This window comes from Romboutsia sp. CE17, assembly GCF_012317385.1.
Taxonomy (GTDB): Bacteria; Bacillota; Clostridia; order Peptostreptococcales; family Peptostreptococcaceae; genus Romboutsia_E.
In genome coordinates, this window is record NZ_CP051144.1 from 1521196 (window position 1) to 1539622 (window position 18427).

At 26.6% G+C, this 18427-nt stretch carries 19 protein-coding genes and 1 riboswitch; of the genes, 2 read left to right on the forward strand and 17 right to left on the reverse strand.

The features are described 5' to 3' along the window. Positions 1 to 15: 15 nt before the first annotated feature. The 14 genes from HF520_RS07280 to HF520_RS07345 all read right to left on the reverse strand — a co-directional run bounded on the left by HF520_RS07280 (position 16) and on the right by HF520_RS07345 (position 10518). Entirely contained in the window at positions 16 to 411 is a 396-nt protein-coding gene (locus HF520_RS07280) for an HsmA family protein (RefSeq protein ID WP_168573391.1), read from the reverse strand. Next, positions 404 to 844 (reverse strand): MarR family winged helix-turn-helix transcriptional regulator, encoded by a 441-nt coding sequence (locus HF520_RS07285; protein WP_168573392.1) that lies wholly within the window; start codon positions 842 to 844, stop codon positions 404 to 406. The genes HF520_RS07280 and HF520_RS07285 overlap by 8 nt, the downstream gene beginning before the upstream one ends. Positions 845 to 861: 17 nt before the next feature. Continuing rightward, on the reverse strand, positions 862 to 1320 hold the full coding sequence (locus HF520_RS07290) for a hypothetical protein (RefSeq protein ID WP_168573393.1): 459 nt from the start codon (positions 1318 to 1320) through the stop codon (positions 862 to 864). Positions 1321 to 1463: 143 nt separating this feature from the next. Next, positions 1464 to 2105, reverse strand: a complete 642-nt coding sequence (locus HF520_RS07295) for a pentapeptide repeat-containing protein (protein ID WP_243155217.1) — start codon at positions 2103 to 2105, stop codon at positions 1464 to 1466. 154 nt (positions 2106 to 2259) lie between these two features. Continuing rightward, positions 2260 to 2318, reverse strand: a riboswitch (Fluoride riboswitch). A 4-nt stretch (positions 2319 to 2322) separates the two neighbouring features. After that, the gene (locus HF520_RS07300; RefSeq protein ID WP_168573394.1) at positions 2323 to 2811 is read right to left on the reverse strand and encodes a dihydrofolate reductase; all 489 of its coding nucleotides are present in this window, start codon (positions 2809 to 2811) and stop codon (positions 2323 to 2325) included. A gap of 26 nt (positions 2812 to 2837) precedes the next feature. Continuing rightward, a complete protein-coding gene (locus HF520_RS07305) occupies positions 2838 to 3668 on the reverse strand; it encodes a thymidylate synthase (protein WP_168573395.1) in 831 nt (276 codons plus the stop codon). A gap of 183 nt (positions 3669 to 3851) precedes the next feature. Further along, positions 3852 to 4508 (reverse strand): HAD family hydrolase, encoded by a 657-nt coding sequence (locus HF520_RS07310; RefSeq protein WP_168573396.1) that lies wholly within the window; start codon positions 4506 to 4508, stop codon positions 3852 to 3854. 45 nt (positions 4509 to 4553) lie between these two features. Further along, positions 4554 to 6647 (reverse strand): DEAD/DEAH box helicase, encoded by a 2094-nt coding sequence (locus tag HF520_RS07315; RefSeq protein WP_168573397.1) that lies wholly within the window; start codon positions 6645 to 6647, stop codon positions 4554 to 4556. Between the two features lie 145 nt (positions 6648 to 6792). Next, positions 6793 to 7224 (reverse strand): MOSC domain-containing protein, encoded by a 432-nt coding sequence (locus HF520_RS07320; RefSeq protein WP_168573398.1) that lies wholly within the window; start codon positions 7222 to 7224, stop codon positions 6793 to 6795. 21 nt (positions 7225 to 7245) lie between these two features. Continuing rightward, a complete protein-coding gene (gene moaC, locus HF520_RS07325; RefSeq protein WP_168573399.1) occupies positions 7246 to 7713 on the reverse strand; it encodes a cyclic pyranopterin monophosphate synthase MoaC in 468 nt (155 codons plus the stop codon). 1 nt (position 7714) lies between these two features. Next, the gene (gene moaA / locus HF520_RS07330; protein WP_168573400.1) at positions 7715 to 8674 is read right to left on the reverse strand and encodes a GTP 3',8-cyclase MoaA; all 960 of its coding nucleotides are present in this window, start codon (positions 8672 to 8674) and stop codon (positions 7715 to 7717) included. Between the two features lie 22 nt (positions 8675 to 8696). Further along, entirely contained in the window at positions 8697 to 9200 is a 504-nt protein-coding gene (locus HF520_RS07335) for a MogA/MoaB family molybdenum cofactor biosynthesis protein (protein WP_168573401.1), read from the reverse strand. A gap of 92 nt (positions 9201 to 9292) precedes the next feature. After that, the gene (yqeB, locus tag HF520_RS07340; protein ID WP_168573402.1) at positions 9293 to 10111 is read right to left on the reverse strand and encodes a selenium-dependent molybdenum cofactor biosynthesis protein YqeB; all 819 of its coding nucleotides are present in this window, start codon (positions 10109 to 10111) and stop codon (positions 9293 to 9295) included. A gap of 182 nt (positions 10112 to 10293) precedes the next feature. Next, positions 10294 to 10518 (reverse strand): YbjQ family protein, encoded by a 225-nt coding sequence (locus HF520_RS07345; RefSeq protein ID WP_168574786.1) that lies wholly within the window; start codon positions 10516 to 10518, stop codon positions 10294 to 10296. A 324-nt stretch (positions 10519 to 10842) separates the two neighbouring features. Here HF520_RS07345 and HF520_RS07350 point away from each other — a divergent pair, with 324 nt between their 5' ends. Beyond that, positions 10843 to 11358, forward strand: a complete 516-nt coding sequence (locus tag HF520_RS07350; protein WP_168573403.1) for a sigma-70 family RNA polymerase sigma factor — start codon at positions 10843 to 10845, stop codon at positions 11356 to 11358. A 1-nt stretch (position 11359) separates the two neighbouring features. Beyond that, on the forward strand, positions 11360 to 12721 hold the full coding sequence (locus tag HF520_RS07355) for a hypothetical protein (protein WP_168573404.1): 1362 nt from the start codon (positions 11360 to 11362) through the stop codon (positions 12719 to 12721). A gap of 198 nt (positions 12722 to 12919) precedes the next feature. Here the strand turns inward: HF520_RS07355 and HF520_RS07360 are convergent, their stop codons facing one another. The 3 genes from HF520_RS07360 to HF520_RS07370 are packed head-to-tail and all read right to left on the reverse strand — an operon-like array spanning position 12920 to position 18426. Continuing rightward, positions 12920 to 13678, reverse strand: a complete 759-nt coding sequence (locus HF520_RS07360) for a hypothetical protein (protein WP_168573405.1) — start codon at positions 13676 to 13678, stop codon at positions 12920 to 12922. 27 nt (positions 13679 to 13705) lie between these two features. After that, a complete protein-coding gene (locus tag HF520_RS07365; RefSeq protein WP_168573406.1) occupies positions 13706 to 15547 on the reverse strand; it encodes a site-specific integrase in 1842 nt (613 codons plus the stop codon). 14 nt (positions 15548 to 15561) lie between these two features. After that, positions 15562 to 18426 carry a hypothetical protein gene (locus HF520_RS07370; RefSeq protein ID WP_168573407.1) on the reverse strand — a complete coding sequence of 955 codons (2865 nt, stop codon included), beginning with the start codon at positions 18424 to 18426 and terminating at the stop codon, positions 15562 to 15564. Position 18427: the final 1 nt, after the last annotated feature.

An 18427-nucleotide genomic window follows, 5' to 3' on the forward strand; every position in this document is an offset into this window, starting at 1 on the left:
TTCTTTATTAATAATCTATCTTCCCATACCTATCATCATTCCTATTACATATGGAACAAGCCATATAATCCAAACTATTATACTAAACTTATGGAAAGTTTGTTTTTTCTTCTCATCATTTTTATATAAAACCCAAGTGGCCCAAATAGCGTGAAATAACATTAATACTATAGCTAAAAATCCAGTTAAACTGTGTAGGGTTTGTGTTGCAACATTCATCACTTCTACTCCAGATTTTGCTATACTACTCATTGTAATAGTTCCTGTAGTATCACATAATAAACCTAACCAAAATATAATTACATGCGTTTTATTTAGACTTTTTGATTTTCTTTCTGCAAATACACCTATTGTATAAAATAATAAAGCTAAAGTTATTGTCACAATTGCAAATATTAATTTACTATCCATTTTTCTTTTCTCCTTTTAATTTATTTCTAAGTTTAATTAAATTCTCTTTAGTCTCTTTAACTTCATCATCAGTAAAGTTTTCAAATATTTTATCAAAACTTTTATTTATATCATGTTTAAAATTTTTAGCATATTCCATTCCTTTATTTGAAAACTCTACATAAGTATTTCTCTTGTCATTATCTATTTTAATTTTCCTAATATAATCAGCCGCTTCTAATCTACTAACTATACCCGATACTGTTCCTTTAGCTAATGACATTTCTTTACATAATTCAGATATCGTTACTCTACCTTTGTGAGCTATTAATTTAATTACCATAGTTTGTTGATGAGTAAGACCATTATCTCTTAAATTATAATTTACTATCTCTATTGTACTAGCATAAATTTCTTTTATTAGCATTGCTATTTCAAATGAATCATGTTTCATTTAGATTTTCTCCTAATTTATATATTATATTTTAGTTTAGTGTTTTCAAAGTTAAAGTAATTTATTAGAAAAAACATACCTGCTGAAAATAGTGCTCCTCCTAAACCTATATAAAAACTTCCTAAGTATATAGGATTAAATATTCCTAAACTCCTTATACCTATTCCAAAGAACATCATAAATCCCATTATTATATAGCTTTTTTTATCAAAGAATGCGAACACGCATCGTTTTTCTAATTCATGACTTATTATTCTTTTAGTATGATTTATCATCATCTTCCTAAAAATAAAATTAAAAAATAAGTAAAAGATTATAACCGATATACTTAAAACTAATATCCAATTAGCCTTATTACTTACAACATCAATATTTCCTAAGGTAAAAACTCTAAACCCAGCAAATCCCCATACTAATCCAGCTACAAGTAATAAAGTTTTTTTCTTAACTTCTAATAGTTTATAAATACTATTCATATGTACTCCCTCCTTAATAGTTTGCATGCGTACTAATTAGTTTCTGTGCAAACTATTATATGAATAATATTTACTTTTGTCAACAAAAGTTATAAAAAAATTTTTAATATATATAAAAAAGAGATAGGTAAGCACCTAACTCTTTATTTTACAATTATTCCTAATAACTTTGTTAATTCTAAGGCTTGTCCTACAGAAAATATTGCTCCCTGAACATCTTGTAGCCTTACTTCTATTCCTTCTATATTACTATTAGTAAAATCAATATTCTTTAGAGAAGTTCCACTAAATACAGTTTTTTCTAAGTTAACTTCATCAATAATAATTCCTTCATTTTCTATTTCTTGAAAAACTGAGTAACTAAAATCAGCCCCTTTAAGTTTCAATGCCTTAAATTTTGAAAAAGCAAAATTAGAGTACCTTGATAAGCAATCTTTAAATACAACACTTTTTAATATGCAATCATTAAAAATACTCCCTGTTAGCTTGCAGTTTATAAACTCTACTCTATAAATACCACTATCAGAAAAGTTAATATTTGATAAATCACAATTTTCAAATACTACATCTACCATATCGATTTTTCTAAAATCGCAGTTTTCAAATACTACATTTCTAAATAAACAACTATTAAACCTTATATTCACATCATAAATATCTTGTATCTTTATTTCTTCAATTAAAGCATCTTCCACTGTTTCATAATCATATATAGTCTTTATAATATCTATCTGTGTACTTAGGTCCTTAGATAGTTTAGGAGATTGAATTTTTATGTTCTTCATAATATTTATCATCCATTCTTAATGTGTTTTCTATATTTTAACATATTAATAATATAATTTGTTAAATATTTATATTCCTATAATAACTAAACTAAATAATAAAATTATATAAACTCCTCTTTTTTTAATGAAAAAATAGACTCCTACCTTCATTTAGAAAGTAGGAGTCATCAGCCTTTGCATTTAATTTTGAACTCCATCGCTTATTTAAATTGCGTTATTTACTAAGAATTATATAATCGGCTTTTATATTTCCTTGCTCAAAAGTAGTAATATACTTTTCCCTTGGCAATAATTCTTTTAATTTTTTTATAGAAATAAATGTGTCTGCGTCTTCTACAACCTCTTTTACAAATGTAACATGTGCTTCATCTACTAAACCTTTTTCCATTATCTGATTATAGATAGATGATCCTCCCATTATATAAACATCTTTATCATAGCATTTTAAGTAGACTTCTAATTCTTCAAAGCTATGTAGTACTTTTGCTCCAGAAAGTTCATTTTCAGTAGTTGTAAGCACTATATTTTCTCTATTTGGCAATGGTTTAATAGGCAGAGATTCCCATGTATTTCTTCCCATGACAACTGTGTTATTAGTTGTTAAAATCTTAAAGTTTTTTAAATCATCCTTTATATGAAATAAAAGATCATTATTTCTTCCTATTGCACCATTTTCATCTACTGCTACTATAATTTTTATCATATCTACCTCTCTAAAAGTTCTCTGTATTATATAGCCAATTCAAATTTCAATTGTGGCTTTACACTTTCATATCCAACTAACTCAAAATCATCTATTGTAAACGAATAAAAGTCTGTTTTATCTGGATTTAATATTAGTTTTGGTTCACAATTAATTGGCTCTCTTTCTAACATTATTTTAGCATTTTCTTCATGTCTATCATATAAATGAAGATTTATTATATAATGAGTAAACTTACCTGGCTTTAGTCCACAATGTCTTGCTACCATCATTAGTAGTGCTACATATTGCATACCATTTATATGACCTGCTACTATAAAATCTGATGATCTCTGAGTTAAAGACATATCTAAGTATTCACCTCTAACAGTCCAAATTGTTTCATATGCACAAGGTTTTAAACCATCAGTTTCTTTAAAATCTTCTTCTTGCCATAAACTCATTATATGTCTTCTTCCATATGGATTTTTCTTTATTTCTTCTAAAAGATTGTTCATAAGATTATGCTTTTTAACTGTAGCTCCATATCTTTGACCTATAGTTCCAGGTCTATCTTTACTTTCCCATTCGTCCCACCAATGTATGTTATATTTATTCTTTAGTACATCTAAACTGCTCGTTTGATCTTGATATATCCAAAGAATTTCCTTTATCGCATTTTTTATAGCTATAGGTCTAAGTGTTATTATTGGTAATTCACCTTTACTTATATCGTATGTATGTATTTGATGAGTTATAAAAGTACTATGTGCTGGTGCATTATCCGATGGATAATACGGTCTTGGTCCTTCATCTTTAGTACCTTCTTCTAATATCATTTTCATTGTGTCCTTAAAAATTTTATCAGCTTTATTCATTCAATATTCCCTCCATTAAAACATTATCTATTAAAAATCTAAATATTTATAGTTTGCTTATTCTTTTATTATATAACAAATTTCAACTTTTATCATAGATTTTGATATATTTCTCAATTACTAAAACGACAAAAATAAAAAGAACATTTATAAAAATGTTCTTTTTAAATACTATATATTTTCCTAAATATTTTTTAAACAATCTATTACATCTAACAAACTATTGCATATCATATATGATTTTTCTATTACTTCATTATCTGGTTCTTTCATATCAGGAATATTGATTACTTTCATTCCTCCTTGGTATCCTGCCTCAACACCCGCTGGAGAATCTTCTATTACCATACATTCTCTTGGATTTAAATTAAGCTTTTTAGCTGCTTTTAAAAATATCTCTGGATTAGGTTTAGAATTTTCAACTTCATCTCCACAAATCATAGCGTCAAACTGAACTCTTATACCCGCTCTTTCTAGTCTTTGAATTGCTTTATCTCTATTGGTAGATGTTGCCAATGCTATTTTATATCCATTACTTTTTAAAAAATCTAATATTTCAAATACACCCGTCTTAGCTGGAACACCTATATCTTCTAAGTACTTTAGCATTTCTTCTGTTTTATATTTATAAATATCATCTAAAGGTAACTCTTCTCCAAAAATATCCCCTAATACATTTCTAATACTACTGGTATTTCTTCCAAGTAAATTGTAATGTACTTCCATACTATAATCATAACCATACTTTTCAAATGCTTTTGTCCAAAATTTATAAGATACTCTTTCACTATCTACTAGAACTCCATCCATATCAAAAATAATCCCTTTTATCTCTCCCATATGTACCTCCATATTAAAACTCACTTACTATGTATGTTATCAGAATTACATAAATAAATCTATTAAGTCATCTTGAGTTAAATTTTTAAGAACTCTGCTATTTTCTAAATTCGCATCCATTATATTGTCTATTAAATCTTTTTTGCTTTCTTGTAAGCCTATAACTTTTTCCTCAACAGTATTTTTAGCTATAAGTTTAATAACATCTACTACTTGTTTTTGTCCTATTCTATGCGCTCTATCACTAGCTTGATTTTCTACTGATGGATTCCACCATGGATCAAAATGAACAACTATAGAAGCGCTAGTTAAATTTAAACCTGTTCCCCCTGCTTTCAAAGATATTAAAAATATTTTATTTTCATTTGATTTATTAAACTCATTTACTAACCTAAATCTATCTTTTGCACTTGTTTTACCATCTAAATAACTGTAATTAATATTATTTTCATTTAATCTTTTTCCTATTAAGTCTAAAACTTTCGTAAATTGAGAGAATACTAAAATTTTTCTATCTTCATTTCCCTTTATAATATCCATTAATATATCTATCTTGGAGTTTTTACCTTTATAATTTTTAACCATAATATCTGGAGCTAAAGCTAATTGTCTAAGTTTTGTTAAATAAGAGAAAATAGTTATCTTATCTTGATTAGATTCTTTTAACTTATTTTTAATCAGCTTTACAAATCCAATGTAAGCTCTTTTATGCTCTTTTTCTAACTCTACATAGTATTTGTGTTCTATCTTCTCAGGTAGTTCTTTTATTACTTCTTTTTTCGTTCTTCTTAATATAAATGGTTGTATCATCTTTTTTAATTCTTCTATATTTTTATCATCATTAACAAATATATTTTTAAATCTTTCTTTATTATATAAATAATTTGGCATTATAAAATCAAAAATAGACCATAATTCTAGCAAATTATTTTCTATTGGAGTACCTGTTAAAGCAAATCTCACTTTAGAAGGTACTTTTTTTATAATTTTAGATATTAGTGTATCTGGATTTTTTATATTTTGAGCTTCATCTATAATGCAATAATCAAAGCTTATATTCTCATATTTTTCTTGATCATTTTTATATGTATTATAAGTCGTAAGTATTACATCATAATCTTTATAATTTCTTATTATATCTTCTCTTTCGCTTTTATTCCCATGAACTAAAGCAATTTTTAAACTTGGTGCAAACTTTTCAAACTCACTTTTCCAGTTATGAATTAAAGCGGTAGGCATTATAACGATACTTTTTTTATTTTCTTTAGAAAGTATAAAGGAAATAGTTTGTAAAGTTTTACCTAGCCCCATCTCATCAGCTAGTATTCCACCAAATTCATAGTCTGATAAAGTATTAAAGAAGTTAAATCCTTCTATTTGATAATCTCTTAGTGTTGCATTTAATTTTTTTGGTATTACATATTCTTTCTTTGATATTTTTTTATATTTATTAGCTATATTACTTATATAATTTTTACCCTTAATAAAATCCATATTTTCTCTTTCAATAGAATTTTGAAGATATATAGTTTTATTGTTAGGTATTTTCATATTGTCAAAATCAAAATATATGCCTAAACTATCTATTAACATAAAAGTTTTTACTAAGTCATCATTTTTTAAATCTAAGTAGCTTCCATTAGATAATCTATAAAGCTTCTTTTTTTCTTTATATGAATTAAAAATTTTTTTATATTCATTTTTCTCTATATTTTCTATATCTAGTTCTAATTTTAAGTATCCACCTCTTGATTGACCTATAGTTAAACTTAAACTTGGATCAATTATGTTTATATTTTCTTCTTCTATAAATTCATCTTTTTGTATATTTTCAATACCTTGAAGAACAGTTGCAACTACATGTGAACATACTTTAATTTGATTATCTTTTGATATAAAATCCTTACAATCGCAACTATAATTTAATATATTTCTAGTTTTAGCATTTATGTTAATTAAACTAGTATAACTTTGTCTTGTATAATCATCATATACAGTCCCATAAAATGTATAAGTATCATTTTCTTTATTTGAGTAACAATCTCTTACTAAGTTTCTTTTATAAAATGTAAAACCTCTATTATATGCTAATCTATCTGCAGTAAATTCTAATATATTCTTGATATTATTAATATCCACTTTAATCACCTATCTTTCATTCTTATCATTATACATAATTTACTTATCAATATCTATATTTTTAGTTTTAGACATAAAAAATTAATACTAACAAATATAAAAAGAGCATGCTTTAAAACATGCCCTTTTTATATTTTAACTAAGTTTATATAATTTCAATTTCATCATTTATATTAATAGTACCTTCTTTTAATACTTTAACAAATATCCCTTCTCTTGGCATTACACAGTCACCTGTAGTCTGTCTTATAGCACATCCTTGATGACATTTTTTCCCTATTTGTGTTACTTCGACTTCACATTCTCCAATTTTAAGCTTCGTGCCTACTGGTAATGTATAAACTTCAATTCCTTCTGTAGTTATATTTTCAGCAAAATCACCAAATTTTAAATGATCGAATCCTTTATCTTTCATTTTTTGAATACTTTCTTCTGCCAACATACTTATTTGACGATGCCAATTCCCTGCATGTGCATCTCCTACTATTCCATGATCTATTTTTAGTTCAGCCTTATCAACAGGTACTTTTACAACACCTTTTTTTGTGCTTATATTTATAGATACTACTTTCGCCATTATACTCACTCTCCAAAATAATTAAAATTTAAAGTCCCCAGATTTTCCACCAGTTTTTTCAAGTAGGTGTGTGTTGCTTATTACCATTCTTTTATCTACTGCTTTGCACATATCATATATAGTTAATGCTGCTATAGAACATGCATTTAAAGCTTCCATTTCTACACCAGTTTTACCTACACTTTTACATGTTGCATATATTATAATAGCACTATTTTCATCATCAATTTTAAAATCTAAATCACAGCCAACTAAGTTAATTTGATGACACATAGGTATGTTATTAGAAGTATTCTTTGCCCCCATTATTCCAGCTACTTGAGCTACAGATAATACATCACCTTTTTTTATTTGACCATGTTTTATTTTTTCTAAAGCTTCTTTACTCATGCTAATGGTAGATGTTGCTGTAGCTACTCTTACAGTGTTATCTTTTTCACTTATGTCTACCATTTTTGCATATCCTTTTTCGTTTATATGAGTTAACATCCTATCCTCCAATTTCATACATTTTTCTAGTTGTATCACTAGTCTGATTCTCTATTAGATTATGTTTTTCTGGTTTATCTAAAATCATATCTTTTAGTGCTTCCCTAAATATTAAAGGTCTATTAAGATATTTTTTAATATCTATTTCTTCTTTTGAATGAAGGCATAATTTTATTTTACCATTAGATGTTACCCTTATTCTATTACAATCTTTGCAAAAACTGCAACTAAGAGGAGTTATAACTCCTATTCTACCTTTTGCTCCATCATATTTATAGTATTTAGCAGGTGAATTATCTTCTGATGGTACATGGTATAATCCTTCAATAGATTCTATCATTTCGTATACATTTATATATCCATTTTTATATACTTTCTGACCTTCTCCTATTGGCATTAATTCTATAAACCTAACATCAATCGGATTATATCTAATCAGTTCCATAAAGTCGTATATTTCACCATCATTAAATCCTTTTATAGCAACGCAATTTATCTTTACCTTTATGCCTTCTTTTATACACATATTAATTCCATCTATAACTTCTTTTAAATTACCGCCTCTAGTTATAGACTTATATTTGTATTCCTTTAACGAATCCAAGCTTATATTTACTTTTTTTAATCCACTTGACTTTAATGTGTGTATCATTTTAGAAAGATTAACTCCATTTGTCGTTATAGCTATATCATCTATATTACATTCATTTTTAGCATACCAAATTAATTCATTTAGACCTGGATGAAGAGTTGGCTCACCACCAGTAAATCTTAATTTAGTTATACCAATATTAGCCATTGATTTTATTATAAATTTATAATCATCTGTACTTAAGTTTTTATTAATATATTCATCCTCATATTTAACATCAGACGGCATACAATATATACATTTTAAATTACATTTATCCGTTAATGATATTCTGAGATAATTTATATCTCTTCCATATTTATCTTTCATTTGCTTACCTCTTTATTATTAATTATTTTTTTAAAGAAGTGGCACACTCTGTTGCGTCTCCTCTAAGAATTTCAATTCCATGGTCAAGAGTGTCAATTACAAAACTTAAGTTTTCAACTGCCCCTTTTGGACTTCCAGGTAAATTAATTATTATCGAGCTTTTTCTTATTCCACTTATCCCCCTACTTAATATTGCTTTTTTTGTAATTTCAGAAGATTTCATTCTCATATATTCACTAATTCCTGGTATTTCTCTTTCTATAACACACTTAGTTCCTTCTGGAGTTATATCTCTTTTAGAAAATCCTGTACCTCCATTAGTTAGCACCAAATCAGCTTTATAATTATCACAAATATCTATAAGTTCATTAATTAACATTTCTTTATCGTCTTTTATCATTTTATAATGAACTACTTCATATAATCCTGTATTTTCTACGTAATCTTTAAGCCTTGCTCCAGTTAAATCTTCTCTTTTCCCTTCATACCCTTTATCACTAAGTGTTATAATTGCTACTTTAAACATAAAATCACCTCTGCTAATTTTATCTATATATTTCCATATTTTATCTCTTAATTTATTCTTGAGATTATGTATTCATAAATACTTAATCACTGCTAAAATTTAGGAACTATATTATTAGATAGTATAGCTTCTAATACTCCTCCTGCTATATTTCTACCCTTATCTGATATTGTATAAGCATTATTACTTTCACCTAATCTAGGATCTATGTCTAGTATTTTTAAATTATTTCTTACATAAGATCCATCTCTAATAAGGCCTCTTAGTAATCCATCTATACTTGCTAATACTTCATGTTTTTTACCATTTTCATCTTCTATATATGCTATAACTTGATTTTTTCTTACTACTTCACCTATATTACATAAATTTCTAATTATACCATTAGAACATGAATAAACTACTCTTTCTTTTGATACACCATTTATTTCTCCTGGTATACCTGTATTTTCTTTTGCTCTTCCATTTCTTATTACTCGTCCTAAATTATGTCCTCTCATAGTTTCAATAACTATATCTACATCTTCACCTGCAGAAAAACCAGGACCTAGCCCGACTGTTAAATCTGCCATATCTTTATTTGTACCTAAATTTTTCTTTGCTAATATACAGTCAACTACAACCTTTGGTTTTATTTCTTTTATTATTTCTCCTTTTGGATCTATATATAAAGCTACTTTATTTTCTTCTAAAACTTCTTTAATTTGAGAAATATTTTTACATAGCTTACAGTAAACCCCTTCTATTTCTTTTTCTCCTTCATATACAGCTTCACTAAAAGCTACTTGCCTTCTTATTGCTAATGGTTTTTCTACTTCTAAAGCTAAAACTTTAAATCCACACATATGAAGTTTATGAATCACTGCTGATGCTAGATCTCCCGCTCCCCTAATCAATACAATATTCTCCATCTTTACCTCCAATTTATTACATATATATGATTATTATACAATATATCCAGATATTTTTATATGGTAAAACTACATACATTTATATAATTTCTATATATTGTAAGGTAAAAATGTATAGAAAATAAAGTTACTCAATCTCATTTACGTAAGATTAAGTAACTTTTTAATAATTTCTAAACAAACTAATCTATTACTACTGCCGTTCCATATACTATAACTTCACTAGCGCCTTGCATAACTGATGATGTCCCTAATCTCATACCTATTATAGCATTAGCTCCCATTTTTTTTGCTTGTTCAACCATTCTACTAATAGCTATTTCTCTTGCTTCTATCATCATTTCATTGTAAGATATTATTTCTCCTCCAACTATAGTTTTTAAACTTGCTCCTATATCTTTACCTATATGTTTACTTCTAACAGTATAATGTAACCATTTTTAGTTATAGAATATTAAACAATATAGGTAAATAGCTATTTATGTTTACATTCTATAACTTCAGTATTTTATAAGTTATAGAATATATATAAAAACTTTAAATTTAGGTTATGTTTTAAATAAATTTTAAAATGATATAATATAATTTAATTCACAATTGTTATATAATGCGAATATAGCAATAAAAATAACCATACATTGTAATTAAAAAATTTAAATTTACTAGAACCAATATAGCTTAAATTATCTCTAATAAATAGAATAGTAAATAAATAGAAAAGGGGGAACTAGATGAATACAGTAAAACTCGTAAGAAAAAGCAAAAAAGGAAATAACTTAGCTTTTTCAACACTAATTAAAAGTTATGAAAAAGATTTATATAAAGTAGCAATAGCTATGACTAAAAATGATGATGATGCACTTGACTGTATACAAGAAGCAATACTTCAAGCCTACATAAGTATAAAAGATTTAAGACAAGATGAGTATTTTAAAACATGGCTAATTAAAATCCTTATAAATAAATGTAATGCATTATTAAAAAAGAATAAAAAAATACTAAACTTAGATGTAAGTATTGCTGAAAATGATAAAGTAGAACAATCAGATAGATTAGAACTAAAAGATAGTATAAATAATTTAGATAGTAATTTAAAAATAATAGTAATTCTATACTATTATGAAGATATGAGTATAAAGGATATATCAGAAAGTTTAAATATACCACAAGGAACAATCAAATCAAGACTATCAAGAGCAAGAAGTAAGCTAAAAGAAATGCTAAGTATAGATGAGGAGGTACTGTAATATGGATAAAAATCTAGATGCCAAGATAAAAGAAATTTTACAAGAAAAAGATGATATTGTAGTTCCAATAAATATAACTAAAGGTATAGATAAAACTTTACAAAGTTTAAGTAATAGAAAATCAAGTAATAAGAAAAAAATTATTGTAGTAGCATCAGTTGCATTATTACTGATTGTAACTCCCTTAGGTGTAAAGGCTGTAAAAGATATATTTTATACTTACATACCAAGTACAGGAAATATAGTAAGTACTGATAATGTAATATATTTATTAGACAATCCTATAAATAAAAGAGTAGGAAACAGAAAAGTGACTTTAAATGAAGTTAGCTATGATAAGGAAAGTAAAACTATAATAGTAAGTGTGCAAGGAAATGGTCAACTACCTAGTAATAAAGCTATTATTAAAATTAATAAAGATACGATAAAAAGTAATACATCTAATATAAGTAAGTTAGATGATACATCAGTAAATGCTTCTTGGGGTGGAAGTTATTTCTTTGAATATAATAAACAATATAATGAGAATAATATAAAATTAGAACTTACTTTAGATAATGGTAGTAAGGCTGAATTTAATTGTAAACTAAGTAAAGCTAAACAAGTAAATAATATAAATGAATTAGGACCTAGTGCAATTAATAAAAATATAGAAATAACAGCTATACTAGAGGAAGAAAATAATAAATTAGATGTTACATTTTTAAATAATTTACCACAAGATATGATAAGTGTAAACTATGGAAAAGCACCATATCCTATAAATGATGACCTAGATAAAACAGATGATGGAATTATAACGTTAAAGGATAATAATGGAAATGTATTAAAAGCAAAATTAGCAGAAGATACCGATTTATTAGCTTATAATAGATTTTACATAGATACAAAAAATCTTAAAAAACCTTTTACTATAGAGATACCATATATACAAATAATAACGCATAAAAATCTAAATAGTAGTGATATAATAGAGTTACCTATACCAAATAATGATGAAAAGATAAATATTAACAAAACAATAATGATAAATACAAAAGATGAAATGTTTAAAGATGCAAACTCAGAAGTAAATATAATAAGTATACAAAGAGATGGAGAAAATTATACTATAGAGTTAGATTATCCTGATAATAAAGATAGAGAAGTAAAAATGTTAGACTGTGTAGTAGTGCCAGCTGGCAAAAGTATTACATCACAAGGAGAAGAATGGTTTGAAGGTGGACTTTCAGGAAATATATCAAAAGATGGTAATAGAACTATAACTTTTAAACTACCTTATCCAGATAGTAATAAATTATTTATAAAAGTATTGGGTAATGAATACAAAATTAAAGGACCTTGGAATATAAATATAGAATAATTATTATGTATTGTATAATAGTGTGATATTAGATTAGAATTAAAATTTTATATAAAATAGAAATATATATTAATAAAAATTCGTAATCTTAATATATTGCGAACATTTATATTAAAAATAACCATACATAGTTATTGAAAATACCTTGGTATGGTTATTCTTAATCTTATATTATCGCAAAGTAAGCTAACATATTCTTTAAAGACCTAATTTTTTTATTTTTTCTTTCTTTTTCAACTTGCTTGAAATCTCTAAAAGTTTATCATTTTTAACATCTTGTTTTGTTTTAATTAATTTTTTAATTCTTTCTTCATCAGCATTAAACATATTTTTAAGTTCATTATAAGCAAATGCATCCTCTGATTTACTTAAATTAATCATATTTTCCATTGAGTTATTTGGAGAGGAACTAGCAAAAAATAGATTAGTTACTCCTTTTTCAAGTTTATTATTCTTATCTTGTTCTTTTGATAATTTTTCTTTAAGTTCTTTATTTTCTTTTTCTAACTCTGCAATTGTTCTTTTATCCCTCTTAAATAGTTTAATCAAACGCCTTGTGAGACTCTGTGGCTCGTTATGAAGGTCATTAACTAGCATTATAATATCGTTCATGCTAGATGTAAAATTTTCGTTAGTTATATCAATCAATTCAAGATGGTTATCCTCTGTATTTAAATTATTTTCAGTGTTTTTAGATATTGCATCATTTTTAATTTCATCAATTCTAACTTTTCCATATCCATATTCATTTTTATACTTACCAGCCCACGTATGATACCCATAAGATGTGAATTGTTTCCCATCATATCTTTTATAGTTTTTATCCTTAGAAATTCTTTCATTGAACTTCCATACACTATTGTAAGTAAGTTTACTTGCATCTCCATCAAGTTCAGTTATTCTTAATTTTATAATTTCTTCAATTTCTTTTTTATCTATTTCAATCTTTTTTCCCACTGCAAATGCGTCTCCTTTTGTATATTATTACTCAATACTATCACTCAATGTGCTGAGTATGCTATCCAGATACAATCTATCTTTTCCTCCATCAATATTATTGATTAATTTAGTATTACTGCTCATAGCAATATCTGATGCCATACTTTCAATATCACTTCTTATATTTAAAGCCATTCTTTTCAAATCCCTGTAATCATCCTCGTTTACAACTAAGTCTCCATTAACAAATTCTAATCCCACATTTTCAAATAAATTTAATAGAAACTCAACATTTTGTTCATACAGTTGTCTTCTTGGTTTAATCTCTTCATTTTTAACCTTTTCAATAATTTGTTTGGCATTACTCAATGATGGTTCACACCACCATTTACTACACTTAAAACAGTACGTTTCATCTTCGCAACAGTAACCATCTTCAGAAAAATTAGCCATGCAGAAACCGACATCGTACATTGGTATACATAAGTCGATATCTTTAGGGCACTTTAACGGCATCTTGGATACTATTTCCATAATAGTTTCATTATCTACGATATTTTCTTTACTTTTAACCATCATAGCATTTACATATTTGACTATTTCACTGTCTGCATAATAGCTAGTGCTACAGGTATAATTATCTAAAGTGCTTAAACATCTATGACCTCCCATGATAGCTATATATGGCGGAGCTATTCCTTGAAGTAGCAAAGATGTAAACGCAAAGTGTCTAGTATCTCCTAGGTTCACCTCTCTTTTTATACTAGATTCTTCATACTTATTTCTGATTATATTTGAATAAAACTTTTTAAGTAAAATATCTAGAATGTTTATTGAAAATTTATCTTTATTGATTTTTTCCACTCCTTTTGAAACATTAAAAAGTTCTACAACCCTATATGAAATAAGCGTATCACTGTTCCCATATTTTTCGATATCAGTTTTATCTATATAATCTTGAATTAATTCATATATATCTTTTGTTATTTTTAATCTATCGAGCACAGGTAGTAACCTTCTTTTAAAGTTAGCTCTTTGCTTTATTCTACCAATTTTAAGATAAAAATTATCATCATCTTTGATTAAACAATCTCTAGGTATTTTTGTGCAAAACTCACTAGGTCTCATAGGTATTATATTAGTTATTTTCCACCATAAAAGAATTGGGTAATATAAAAGTTTATCATCTTCTTTTACAGTATCGTCATTATAGAAAAATTTTTTTATATAATGGTCTAAGAGAAGTATATCTCTAGTTCTAGGTAGTTCCCTTGATTTTCTTTCGATTGTTAAACTATTTATGTAGCTATGAATATTTTCTAGATACACAGTTCCAACTTCATCATGTCTCTGTAAAAAGTAGTCTTCTACTGAGTATACAAAATCCAGAACAGCATATGCTTTTTCGTACAAAGTTTTATCTTTGACATTCATGCTATCAAAATACCACTTTATTCCCAATCCATTCTTTTCATCTATAAAATCATCACTAAAATTATTAGTTTCTTTTATAAATGAAAGTAAGTCCTTATACTTACTACATGCACTGCCGTAGCTAGCATTGCCTTTTGAATTATCAAAAGAATCTAATAGTTTGCTAGCTACCCAGTATTTTATAACTAGTATATCATCTTTATTAACACCTTTGAATTTCAACACTTTTAATTCCGAAAAATCTATGTATCGGTATTGGTTATTCAATGCTTCATCTACTACCCATAAATCATCCTCAAATTTTCCGTTTGTAACCCCTTTTGAGAATTTACCAGCATTAAGAATATTGTTTTTATACAGTTTTTCCTTCAATAACTCAACATCTTCCAGTGGGTCATATATTTCTTCTTGTATTAAATCAATATCTATATCTTCTATCAAATCTACACTCATAAAATCACCTCAATTTAATTGCTATTATCTAGTATGTAATTGTATAAATCATCTGTATCTGGAATATTATCATATATTTCTAAGAAGTCATTTCTTGATATTTGTAAATAATTATAAACAATTTCTTCCCCATATCTAGATACTGCCTCACCCATTATTTCTACTTTACGATTAATCGATGCTGTTAATTTCATTTTGTTACCGATATTTTTCTCAGCAAAGTATTTCTGTACATCTTCTCTCAAAGAGCTTAGAATGGAATCTAATGCGTACAGTGATGGTATATGATATGAGCATGACTTACAACTTTTTTTAATATTAACACATCCCGTTTTAGACACTAGGCATTGTATATTTTTTTCTTTAGATGGTAGCCTTTCACAATATATATCAATTAACTTATCAACTACTTCCTCTAATTTTAATCCATTTAGCATCTTTAAAATTTTATTTTTATCACTATTAAATCTACCTGTCAAACCAACAACTGCCTCAACTTTTTCATAATCACCAAACATTGTATTTATTGCTTCGATTGCAATACTTTTATTTTCCATTTCTTTCGATTGCATCCCTATCATATCTAGTAATTTTTCTGTTATGTATCCAAATTCTCCTCTTCTAAATAACAATTCTGTTAAAAATTCAATTTCTTCAATATTGAATTTTAAGTAAGGTATTGTAGATGATTCAAGAGTATGTCCACGTAATTGTGCAACTATCTCTAGAACTCTACTTTTTTCATCACCTCTTGATACTATACTGTACACAAAGCTCATTACAGTTTTATTCATTTTTTTGGATTTAAACTTAAATCCATTAAGTTTACTACCTTCAAAGAATTTGCATATTGTATAATCACTAGGCTGTTCATTCACACTTTCAAAATACATCAACGGGTCATCAATTTTATCACTACTAAAGATTCCCATATTATTTAAATATAATTCTAGAACAATAACCGCTGTAGCGAAAGCAGGTGCTAAATTATCAGAGCAGAAAAAGTGACCATTCATTTGAGTCTTAGATATTAAAAATTCTTTTTGAATCACTCTAGTAGTAAGAATTTTAGATTGACTTATCGAGAGTTTATTATTTCTAAACCATTCTATTGAATCAATATTCCATTGATAAAGGAGGTCAGCTATTTCTATTCTAGGAAATGTTGATACATCTCCATGTCTCCACGCATTATTTAAATGAAGTATTAAATATAACCAAATAGATGGGTACACCATTTGACTCATATCATACTTATTCTTGTAAAATCCTCCATTTAAAATTTTATCAATATGGTAATCTATATCAGTTAGAAATTTGAATAGTGATTTATATTCTTCAAAATTATAAATTTCTACATCACCCAATTCATCTGATTCATTATCGTTTCTTGAAGAATAAGGAGATACTAAATCATTTACAGAGTAACCTTTAGATAATTTATTAGTTTTATCTAATTTTATTTTTATATCTCCAAATACAGATATAGAAAATTGCGAAATAGCAATGGAAACACTTTCACTACTACCTGTTATAAATGGATTTATTAATCTAGGAGTTAATTGATAGAATTCGTTAACTTTGTAAGTAGATAGCATTCTATCTATTGCTCGACTAGCATTTATCATCCCAGTAATTTTAGCCTTCATTGTTCTTTTACCTGCTGATGATGTAGTTAATCTTCCATAAACATATTCAAACCATTTTTTATTAGTATAAACAGAATTATTTAAATAAGTAAGTTCATCAATCATGCTTAATTTCATTAAAAATGTATCATAAGGAGTTTCACAACTTACAGTGTTAAATAACTTCTTTTGTTCTATCTCGGATTTTATTTTTTCTGCATCAACTCTATCGTAAAGAGTTGAAACACGAGTTTGCTGTGCGTCTTTACCAATTATAAATGGAGGTGCTTTAAACCCTCTTATTTTGGAGGCTACAGTGCTACCATATTCATCTTTAACCATATCAAATGTTAAATATCTTTCTCCAAATTCTTCCCTTTGATTTGATATAAATTCAATATCAGATTCTTTATAATACCCCTTTCCTGTTGATTTATCAATTTCTGGTTTTATATCAAATATCACAGTTGTTCTATAAAAAGTACTAGGTGAAAGGCCAAGTTTTTGGGCAGCCTCGTTTTTTTCTATACCATCTATTTTTCTAAATACTTCGTTTTTAACTTTTTCAACATCAGATATTTTTACCATGACTTTATCTCTATTTTTCTTAGCATAGTAAGGTATTTTAATTTTTTCTAACCTTGTTAATCTTGTGTTGCCTATGATATCGGAAGCACAATTAAGCGACATATGATTTTCAAGAAAATCACATTGTAGTTTTAGTAATTTTTCTACATCTGCATTTAATAAAAACATTTCACAACCGTCTATTTTTGTTTTTAAGTTTAATTCATCTATTAGACTACGAAAAGACTTTGTAGTTATACCTAATTGCTTACTAGCATCTCTTAAACTTATATACTCATTTGTGTTATTGCTCACTTTATTTTGTAATCTATCTTCTATAACTCTCTCTAGACTTTCTTTGTGATAATAAGAAAACCCTTTGTCATCAATATGTTTTGCATAGAGTGGTTTTCTTATTGGTTTTAGATTATATTGTTTAGTTATAGTTTCAAAAATTTTTCTTGTAGATGCCATCTCGACTGCATCTTCATAATATAAGTATTGTTTATTCCAGTCATTTCTTAATTCTATATAATAGTCTAGTTCTTGTTTGCTATAAAATTTAGTTTTACCATTTTTATACTTAAAATCTTTAATATATTTTTTTGAAAATACCTCAAATTGATTTTTATTCATCTCCATGTATTTCATGGCATCATCCTTAGGTATATATTCACTTTCCATA

What these genes read in the sequence shown, in the direction of transcription:
- HF520_RS07280 (WP_168573391.1), bottom strand. Translation starts at nt 411, where the DNA reads ATGGATAGTAAATTAATATTTGCAATTGTGACAATAACTTTAGCTTTA.
- HF520_RS07285 (WP_168573392.1), bottom strand. Translation starts at nt 844, where the DNA reads ATGAAACATGATTCATTTGAAATAGCAATGCTAATAAAAGAAATTTAT.
- HF520_RS07290 (WP_168573393.1), bottom strand. Translation starts at nt 1,320, where the DNA reads ATGAATAGTATTTATAAACTATTAGAAGTTAAGAAAAAAACTTTATTA.
- HF520_RS07295 (WP_243155217.1), bottom strand. Translation starts at nt 2,105, where the DNA reads ATGAAGAACATAAAAATTCAATCTCCTAAACTATCTAAGGACCTAAGT.
- HF520_RS07300 (WP_168573394.1), bottom strand. Translation starts at nt 2,811, where the DNA reads ATGATAAAAATTATAGTAGCAGTAGATGAAAATGGTGCAATAGGAAGA.
- HF520_RS07305 (WP_168573395.1), bottom strand. Translation starts at nt 3,668, where the DNA reads ATGAATAAAGCTGATAAAATTTTTAAGGACACAATGAAAATGATATTA.
- HF520_RS07310 (WP_168573396.1), bottom strand. Translation starts at nt 4,508, where the DNA reads ATGGGAGAGATAAAAGGGATTATTTTTGATATGGATGGAGTTCTAGTA.
- HF520_RS07320 (WP_168573398.1), bottom strand. Translation starts at nt 7,224, where the DNA reads ATGGCGAAAGTAGTATCTATAAATATAAGCACAAAAAAAGGTGTTGTA.
- moaC (WP_168573399.1), bottom strand. Translation starts at nt 7,713, where the DNA reads ATGTTAACTCATATAAACGAAAAAGGATATGCAAAAATGGTAGACATA.
- moaA (WP_168573400.1), bottom strand. Translation starts at nt 8,674, where the DNA reads ATGAAAGATAAATATGGAAGAGATATAAATTATCTCAGAATATCATTA.
- HF520_RS07335 (WP_168573401.1), bottom strand. Translation starts at nt 9,200, where the DNA reads ATGTTTAAAGTAGCAATTATAACACTTAGTGATAAAGGGTATGAAGGG.
- yqeB (WP_168573402.1), bottom strand. Translation starts at nt 10,111, where the DNA reads ATGGAGAATATTGTATTGATTAGGGGAGCGGGAGATCTAGCATCAGCA.
- HF520_RS07350 (WP_168573403.1), top strand. Translation starts at nt 10,843, where the DNA reads ATGAATACAGTAAAACTCGTAAGAAAAAGCAAAAAAGGAAATAACTTA.
- HF520_RS07355 (WP_168573404.1), top strand. Translation starts at nt 11,360, where the DNA reads ATGGATAAAAATCTAGATGCCAAGATAAAAGAAATTTTACAAGAAAAA.
- HF520_RS07365 (WP_168573406.1), bottom strand. Translation starts at nt 15,547, where the DNA reads ATGAGTGTAGATTTGATAGAAGATATAGATATTGATTTAATACAAGAA.
- HF520_RS07370 (WP_168573407.1), bottom strand. Translation starts at nt 18,426, where the DNA reads ATGGAAAGTGAATATATACCTAAGGATGATGCCATGAAATACATGGAG.